This is a genomic window from Clostridium sp., from assembly GCF_021372645.1.
In the GTDB taxonomy this organism is placed as follows: Bacteria; Bacillota; Clostridia; order Clostridiales; family Clostridiaceae; genus Clostridium.
On sequence record NZ_JAJFUC010000032.1, the window covers coordinates 1 to 8013 of the forward strand.

General features: G+C 31.7%; 10 protein-coding genes, 1 tRNA gene and 1 rRNA gene. All 12 read left to right on the forward strand.

What is annotated here, in order from left to right:
* Positions 1 to 18: 18 nt before the first annotated feature.
* The 12 genes from rrf (at position 19) to LLF98_RS04955 (ending at position 7863) form a co-directional block, all read left to right on the forward strand.
* Positions 19 to 135: ribosomal RNA gene (rrf, locus tag LLF98_RS04900) — 5S ribosomal RNA — on the forward strand.
* A gap of 6 nt (positions 136 to 141) precedes the next feature.
* Positions 142 to 217: transfer RNA gene (locus LLF98_RS04905), tRNA-Lys, on the forward strand.
* Between the two features lie 126 nt (positions 218 to 343).
* Positions 344 to 595 (forward strand): hypothetical protein, encoded by a 252-nt coding sequence (locus LLF98_RS04910; protein ID WP_291701436.1) that lies wholly within the window; start codon positions 344 to 346, stop codon positions 593 to 595.
* A 341-nt stretch (positions 596 to 936) separates the two neighbouring features.
* Positions 937 to 1059 (forward strand): hypothetical protein, encoded by a 123-nt coding sequence (locus LLF98_RS04915; protein ID WP_291701438.1) that lies wholly within the window; start codon positions 937 to 939, stop codon positions 1057 to 1059.
* 407 nt (positions 1060 to 1466) lie between these two features.
* Complete coding sequence (locus LLF98_RS04920; RefSeq protein WP_291701440.1) at positions 1467 to 1709, forward strand: hypothetical protein; 243 nt, start codon at positions 1467 to 1469, stop codon at positions 1707 to 1709.
* Between the two features lie 30 nt (positions 1710 to 1739).
* On the forward strand, positions 1740 to 2072 hold the full coding sequence (locus LLF98_RS04925; RefSeq protein ID WP_291701454.1) for a DUF4362 domain-containing protein: 333 nt from the start codon (positions 1740 to 1742) through the stop codon (positions 2070 to 2072).
* A gap of 370 nt (positions 2073 to 2442) precedes the next feature.
* Complete coding sequence (locus tag LLF98_RS04930) at positions 2443 to 3108, forward strand: amino acid ABC transporter permease (RefSeq protein ID WP_291701442.1); 666 nt, start codon at positions 2443 to 2445, stop codon at positions 3106 to 3108.
* Positions 3089 to 3766: an amino acid ABC transporter permease gene (locus LLF98_RS04935; protein ID WP_291701444.1), complete on the forward strand. Its 678-nt coding sequence runs from the start codon at positions 3089 to 3091 to the stop codon at positions 3764 to 3766. Before LLF98_RS04930 ends, LLF98_RS04935 begins: the two co-directional genes overlap by 20 nt.
* A gap of 10 nt (positions 3767 to 3776) precedes the next feature.
* Positions 3777 to 4526 (forward strand): amino acid ABC transporter ATP-binding protein, encoded by a 750-nt coding sequence (locus LLF98_RS04940; protein ID WP_291701446.1) that lies wholly within the window; start codon positions 3777 to 3779, stop codon positions 4524 to 4526.
* Positions 4527 to 4557: 31 nt separating this feature from the next.
* A complete protein-coding gene (locus tag LLF98_RS04945) occupies positions 4558 to 5436 on the forward strand; it encodes a cysteine ABC transporter substrate-binding protein (RefSeq protein ID WP_291701448.1) in 879 nt (292 codons plus the stop codon).
* 369 nt (positions 5437 to 5805) lie between these two features.
* Positions 5806 to 7278, forward strand: coding sequence for a protein adenylyltransferase SelO (locus LLF98_RS04950; protein ID WP_291701450.1), 1473 nt, complete (start codon positions 5806 to 5808; stop codon positions 7276 to 7278).
* A gap of 288 nt (positions 7279 to 7566) precedes the next feature.
* Positions 7567 to 7863, forward strand: a complete 297-nt coding sequence (locus LLF98_RS04955) for a hypothetical protein (RefSeq protein WP_291701452.1) — start codon at positions 7567 to 7569, stop codon at positions 7861 to 7863.
* Positions 7864 to 8013 lie beyond the last annotated feature (150 nt).

Genomic DNA, 8013 nt, shown 5'->3' on the forward strand with positions numbered 1-8013 from the left:
ATTTAGAATAAACTAGCATCTCGTGACGATGGCATAGAGGTAACACTCCTTCCCATTCCGAACAGGACAGTTAAGGTCTATAGCGCCGATGGTACTGCACGGGTGACTGTGTGGCAGAGTAGGACGTTGCGAGGTAAGTATGGTTTACTAGCTCAGTTGGTAGAGCACATGACTTTTAATCATGGTGTCCCGGGTTCGATTCCCGGGTAAGCCACCAATTATTTTAAAAATTTGCTTAGTATTTATATAAAGAGCTTTTACTTGTAAAGGCTCTTTTTTTAATGTCTCTGTAATACAAATTTTAGAAATGGATATATTATAAAGATGGATAGATGAATTACAAATGTTACAGGATGTAGGAGTAAGAGAGGTAATACTTCAAAGCGTAGTAGATACAAAGAATAAATATGCTGTTTATCCTACGGAAATTAATGATTACTCAGTTAATGAAAATGATATGATTTTATTTGCATTAGATGCAGCTAAAATTATTATTGTTATGTTGAATCCTATCTACATTATCTCTTCTATCATCTGGTTTATTCTCCATGATTTTTCATCTCCTTCGTTTGGGTTAATTAATTTGAAAGCATAATTTCTTATACAAACACCTTGTTTTTTATTATGTTTAAAAATATATTTATTATGCGACAAATTTAATCTTCTTTTTATTATTTCGTATGTATAGTAATTATATCTTCATTAATTTATGCAGGAATGAAAGTCTTTAATAATTCTGAAAAAATAAGAGTAGAAATATAAGGATAAGCAAGAAAGTATATCAATCTAAATTAGCAACAGAGTTTTCTGAAGAATTGACTGATAGCCCTAGGGAAAAAGATAAAAATAAGAGCTGCAAAAAAGAGTGTAACTGTAATAAAGAATAGATGAATATAAACCTTATAAGAAGTAAAAACTAAAATTGAGGTGAGGAAAATGACAAATTATAAATTTATTACAAATAATGATGATGATAAGTCATCAAATACATCAAATACACAAAATCCAGCGGAAAATAGGAAGAGGCATAAGCCTGTAAAAGGTCTTCCTAGAGTGTAAAAATAACAAATGGTCATAACTTTGTGCAAATTTATGCAATATACACAGTATTAAATATATGTTTAATGCTGTGTATATTACTTTTCCAATTCAAAAAGTGCTCCTTCTAACAAAGCATATACATTTCCATCATCTACAATGAAGATAGTTATAGAATGACTATTCTTCTCAGTTTGAGTTATCTTAATATATTTAGCTTTATCTCCAGATATGCCTAGATTTTTAAAAATATCATTATAAGTATGAGAAAAATCAGAAACAGACAGGATTCCTTCTTTAATTATTGTATTAGAAATAGTTCCACTTCTATTGCTAAAGATATAGTTAAGGAATTTTTATTAGTTTAATCTCTTTTGATAAGTTAATAAATTTCTTCAAATTATATCTGAATGACTGGAGGGATTTACTTGAAAATAGAATCTATAATCATAACAATTGTATTATTATCAACATTGATAGCAAAACAACCAATAGAAGAAAACAACAATACACCAAAACAACCAATACAAGAAATAAGTGTATTATCAAGTTTTACACCTAATTTATTGTATAAAAGTAATAATAAAACTGATGTTTTAAATAATAAATCTTTAAGTTCTAAAAAAGCAATAAGTAATGGAGATATTGTAGAGATTTCATATCTTGATTGAGTATCAAGTAAAACACATAATGATACAGAAATTTATAACATTAATAACCTTGATGATTTTATGGAAAACATTAAAAATGGAAAGAAGGATGAACTTCGCATTGTGAAATATGCATATGAAGGTGGTCGTACATGGATTAATAAATTATATGACTTGGAATATAATGGCAAAAAAATAAAATATATAGTATATGATACGTACTCAAATCCTAATATATTCATACCATCTGAACCTTCTTATTATGATAAAATAATAAGAAGAGATTATCCAAATGATTTATGGTATGGAATCTGTTCAGTAAGTGATAAAGAGGATGATTGTGCAACATTAATTAGTTTAAACAAAAGCAGTATAGTTAAGTAATCAGTTATGAATTAACTTAAGAATTGTAAGATTTAACAAAAGTTATATGTATACGTGTAGGCTAATTCTTAAAGTACAAAACAATAGTTATTAACAATAATACCAACAACTTATCAAAAATAAAAATAAATTAGCCTATATCTTAAGTTACTTAGTAAAATAAGATATAGGCTTTGTGTTATAGGTGAAAATACTATCTATATATTTTTAACATTCTAAGACACTTCTATTTATTTATCAAAGAAAAATTTAATAGAAAATAATATTTTACACTAATACAATTGACAAACTGGGAATTAGTTGCTAATATATATGTATTCCTACGGAAATTATATGAATTAAAAAAAAATAAATAAAAGGTGATGGATAAATGAGTATTGATTGGAATTTTATAGTGACTAATTTGCCTTTATATGAAAAAGCTGCATGGCTTACATTGAAGTTAGCTTTTGTGGGAATACTTTTATCATTGGTAATTGGGTTACTATGTAGCATAATATTATATTTTAAAGTAAAAATCCTTGATATTATTGTACAAGCATATATAGAGCTTTCAAGAAATACTCCACTTCTTGTACAGATATTTTTTCTATATTTTGGGTTACCAAAATTGGGTTTAAAAATGAGCGAAAGTACCTGTGCCATAATTGGGTTGGCATTTTTAGGAGGAAGCTACATGGCTGAAGCTTTTAGAAGTGGAATTGAGGCTGTGAGCAAAACACAAATTGAATCTGGAATAAGTATTGGTCTTTCTAAAATTCAACTTGTTAGATATGTAATAATTCCACAGGCTTTTTCAGTAAGCATGCCTTCATTAAGTGCAAATTGTATATTTTTATTAAAAGAGACTTCTATATTAGGAGCTATATCAATAGTCGACGTTACGAATTTAACAAAAGATCTAATAGGAATGTACTATAGAACCTTTGAATCATTGGCAATGCTAGTTGTGATTTATCTTATTATGATTCTGCCTTTATCATTTATACTGTCTTGGTTAGAAAGGAAGGTGCGATATGCAGAATTCGGGAATTAGTATTATTCTACAAGAAAAAAATATTCAACGTTTATTTGAAGGTCTATTTGTAACTGCAGAGATTGCTTTTATATCTATTATCATAGGTTCTATATTAGGCATAGTTATAGGCTTAAGCAGAACAACAAAATCTAAGGCAGTACTTTTTATAAACAGAGCTTATCTTGAAGCATTTAGAATAATACCAACATTAGTTTGGCTGTTCATTTTTTATTTTGGAGTTACCACAGCATTAAATATAAATCTTAGTGGCGAAGTAGTTTCTATTATTGTATTTAGTCTTTGGGGATCAGCAGAAATGGGGGATATTGTCAGAGGAGCACTGCAGTCACTACCAAAGCATCAAATTGAATCTGGCAAGGCCTTAGGTTTAAACTATTTTCAATTATATAGGTATATATTGATACCTCAAGCTATAAGAAGAATGATACCTGGAACTATTAACTTGGCCACCAGGATGATTAAAACTACTTCACTTGTGGTTTTGATAGGAGTTATAGATGTAGTTAAAATAGGTCAGCAAATTATTGAAAGTTCACGATTTGAATTTCCTGCTGCATCTTTTTGGATTTACGGTTGTATATTCTTCTTGTACTTTATAATATGTTATCCACTATCTAAAATATCAAAAAATTTAGAAAACAAGTGGAATAATTAGGAGGAATATGATGAATAAAAATAATAATCCTGTTTTACTTGAAATACAGGATGTTCATAAAAAATACGAAGAAAAAGAAATATTAAAAGGAATTAACCTAAGCATTCACAAAGGAGAAGTATTAGTTATTCTAGGGCCATCAGGCTGTGGAAAGAGTACTTTTTTAAGATGTCTTAATGGTCTTGAGAAAATACAAGGCGGAGATATTAAATTTAAAGATCAAAGCTTTACAGATAAAAATGCTAACTCACGAAAAATTCATGAAGAAATAGGCATGGTATTTCAAAACTATGAGCTATTTCCTCATATGACAGTTATAGAAAATATACTTCTTGGCCCTTTAAAGGTTCAAAAAAGAGATAAAGCTGAAGCACTTGCAGAGGCGGAAAAACTTTTAGACAGAGTTGGCTTATTAGACAGAAAGGATTCATATCCACGTCAGCTTTCAGGAGGACAGAAGCAGAGAATAGCTATTGTTAGAGCATTATGTATGAATCCAGAAATAATTCTTTTTGATGAAGTAACTGCATCTCTTGATCCAGAAATGGTAAGGGAAGTTTTAGATGTTATATTAGGCTTAGCTAAGCAAGGTATGACTATGGTAATTGTAACTCATGAAATGGGATTTGCTCAGTCTGTAGCAGATAGAATCATATTTATGGATGGTGGACAAATATGTGAGGAATCAAAACCAGATGAATTCTTTACAAATCCAAAGACTGAACGTGCTAAGCACTTTCTAAATATATTTCAATATTAAAAACTAATTATTAAATTGGGGGATGAAAAATATGAAAAAGATTAAAAAAATTGTATCAGCCTTACTTTTAGGTACTATAGTAATTGGAGGTCTTGTAGGCTGCGGTAATTCAGCATCAACAAGCGCAGGCAAAAGCGATTCAAATAAAGCTGCAACTAGTTCTATAGATGAAATTAAAAAACGTGGAACTATAAAAATTGGTGTGTTTAGTGATAAGGCTCCATTTGGTTATGTAGATTCAAATGGAAAGAATCAAGGATTTGATGTATATCTTGCAAAAAGATTTGCAAAAGATCTTCTTGGAGATGAATCAAAAGTTGAATTTGTTTTAGTTGATGCAGCAAGCAGAGTAGCGTATTTAGAATCTAAAAAGGTTGATGTAATTATGGCTAACTTTACTGTTACTGATGAAAGAAAAGAAAAAGTAGATTTTACAAATCCTTATATGAAGGTATCTCTTGGAGTAGTTTCACCAGATGGTGCTAAAATCACTTCAGAAGATCAGCTTAAAGGTAAAAAAGTTATAGTAGCAAAGGGAACAACTGCTGAAACTTACATGACAAAAAATCATCCAGATATTGAGCTTGTAAAATATGAACAATACTCAGAAATATTCCAAGCTTTAAAGGATAAACGTGGTGATGCTATATTAAGTGATAACACAGAAGTTATAGCATGGGCTAAAGAAAATCCAGGATTCACTGTTGGTGTACCATCACTTGGAAGTGCAGATACAATTGCACCAGCTGTAACAAAAGGTAACACAGAACTTAAAGATTGGATTAATACTGAACTTGAAACATTAGGCAAAGAAAACTTTGTTCACAAAGCTTATGATGAAACATTAAAATCAGTATATGGTGCAGAATTTGAAGATAGTCTTGTAGTTGAAGGTGGAATAGTAAAATAGAAATAAAAAACAAAAATTATTTAAGGGATGTGAAATGCTATGCTAACCACATCCTTTTTCAATTGAAATTTTATAATTTTTACAACACGATTAGAAAGTATACTTTGAGTTTTTGTATTTAATGAAAAGTCATAATGAAAAGTCATAATGGACAATTACATTAGGTTGAAGAGGAACAAAGGGGTCGTACAAAGGTGCTATCTTTGCGTGGAAAGAGTATAATAAATTGGCAGAAGCAGATACTAAAAAGGGTTTCATTGTATTGATATGATAAGTAGATAACAAAAAGATATCATACAATACTATTATTTTGTTTCATGTAAAAGAAAAACCTAGGATACAAAAAGATAGAAGAGGAAAGGAGATAAAATGGAAGAAAGAAAAAAAATAGAATCAGGATGGAACTTAGACAACAGTTATGCTCATCTGCCAAAAACATTTTTTACAATGCAGAACCCAACACCTGTACGCTCACCGAAGTTGATTATTCTCAATTGTCCACTCGCAGCATCACTGGGTTTGGATACTAAGTCACTGCAAGATAACGATAGCGTAGCAGTGTTTGCTGGAAACAAGATACTTAAAGGATCTTTGCCCCTTGCTCAAGCTTATGCAGGGCATCAATTTGGGCATTTTAATATGTTAGGAGATGGCCGGGCTATATTACTTGGAGAACAAATCACTCCGCTAGGTGAGCGGTTTGACATTCAGCTTAAGGGTGCAGGTAGAACGCCTTACTCCCGAGGTGGAGATGGTCGGGCAGCACTTGGACCAATGCTTCGTGAATACGTCATCAGTGAAGCAATGCATGCACTTGGTATTCCTACTACCAGAAGCCTAGCAGTGGTGACAACAGGTGAGTCGGTAATTCGTGAAAACCTCTTGCAAGGTGCAATTCTTACCCGTGTGGCTGCCAGTCATATTCGAGTTGCTACATTTCAATACGTTGCAGAGTGGGGCAGTGTTGAAGAACTTCGAGCCTTGGCTGATTATACACTAAAGCGGCATTTTTCAGAGTGTGACGGTGCTGAAAACCGCTATCTTTACCTACTTCAGGAAGTTATTAAGCGTCAGGCAGAACTTATTGCCAAATGGCAGCTGGTTGGCTTTATCCACGGGGTGATGAACACCGACAACATGTCCATTAGTGGAGAAACCATTGATTATGGCCCTTGCGCCTTCATGGATACCTACGACCCGGCAACGGTATTCAGTTCCATTGACAGGGAAGGCAGATATGATTATGGAAATCAACCGTATATTGCCGGATGGAATCTTGCACGATTTGCTGAAACCCTATTACCGCTGCTTCATGATAATCATGAGAAGGCTGTCGAACTAGCTCAGGATGCAATTTCAGATTTTGCTGACTTGTATCACAATAATTGGCTGTCAGGAATGAGAGCAAAACTGGGAATATTTAACGAAGAGCCAGAGGATAAATCCCTTATTGAAGACCTCCTTAGTATGATGAAGAAGTATACTGCGGACTATACAAATACCTTCACCGCATTAACTTTTGATAAGTTTTCGGATATGGAATTGTTTGATACTGATACATTTGCTACGTGGAATGCGCAGTGGCAAGCAAGACTAGGCAGGCAGCAGGAATCCAAAGATTCCTCTCATGCGTTGATGAAAAACTCCAATCCAGCGGTAATCCCTCGCAACCACCGAGTAGAAGAGGCACTAGAAGCTGCACAGAAACATGAAGACTATAACGTGATGGAACGGCTTCTTCATGTTCTTTCGAGCCCCTACTCGCACTCTGAGGAACAGGCTGATTACGCCACACTACCTACGAAATCTAACTGTGCTTATCGAACCTTTTGCGGTACATAATTATAGAAGTATTAGATCAAATTATCTTAATCTAAACAAGACATATTATCTTTGCTAACTCCATTAGGATTTGCTTAACCACCAATTAGTTAATATAATTTGACTAATTGGTGGTTTTTTGTTGCTTAGTTATTTAATTTCATTTGAATCTATAGCATTATTAATATCAACTTTTTTAATATGTATCATTTTAATGCTTTAATTTTTTTTATAGAATAAAACTAAAATGATTCAAAAAGTAAATATTGTGTTAAAATAAAAGTGTAAACGATTAAGAGGGGGATAATTATGAGCATTAAAAATATTTTAAGTTACTTAGGGATTACACTATGTGTAATAGGAATGATTTTAGGCGTTGGTTTAATATTTGCAAGGGATTCCCTAGTATCAGGATGTGGAATTATAATCTTTTCCGTATTTGTATATGTTTTTTGTGAATGGTTAAATCAAATGCTAGACAATTCTCAAGAACAAACAGGTTTATTAAAACAAATTAATGATAAATTAGATGAAAAAAATAATAATATTAATAATTTAGAAACTAAAGATCATAAGCCAATAAACAATAATAATAAAAATAGATAGTTAATGCAGAAGGGGCTGTCGCACTAAATAATTAGTGCACAGTTCCTTTTTTGTGAAAAAAAATAAATCTCAAACCCAATAAGTTTGAGATTTATAGTAAAATATCATTATGCTACTAAAAAATATTTTACAAAAAGATTATACAATTAA

Bases quoted from the DNA above. Each gene is read 5' to 3' on its own strand.
- LLF98_RS04910 (WP_291701436.1), top strand. From the start codon at position 344: ATGTTACAGGATGTAGGAGTAAGAGAGGTAATACTTCAAAGCGTAGTA.
- LLF98_RS04915 (WP_291701438.1), top strand. From the start codon at position 937: ATGACAAATTATAAATTTATTACAAATAATGATGATGATAAGTCATCA.
- LLF98_RS04930 (WP_291701442.1), top strand. From the start codon at position 2,443: ATGAGTATTGATTGGAATTTTATAGTGACTAATTTGCCTTTATATGAA.
- LLF98_RS04935 (WP_291701444.1), top strand. From the start codon at position 3,089: ATGCAGAATTCGGGAATTAGTATTATTCTACAAGAAAAAAATATTCAA.
- LLF98_RS04940 (WP_291701446.1), top strand. From the start codon at position 3,777: ATGAATAAAAATAATAATCCTGTTTTACTTGAAATACAGGATGTTCAT.
- LLF98_RS04945 (WP_291701448.1), top strand. From the start codon at position 4,558: ATGAAAAAGATTAAAAAAATTGTATCAGCCTTACTTTTAGGTACTATA.
- LLF98_RS04950 (WP_291701450.1), top strand. From the start codon at position 5,806: ATGGAAGAAAGAAAAAAAATAGAATCAGGATGGAACTTAGACAACAGT.
- LLF98_RS04955 (WP_291701452.1), top strand. From the start codon at position 7,567: ATGAGCATTAAAAATATTTTAAGTTACTTAGGGATTACACTATGTGTA.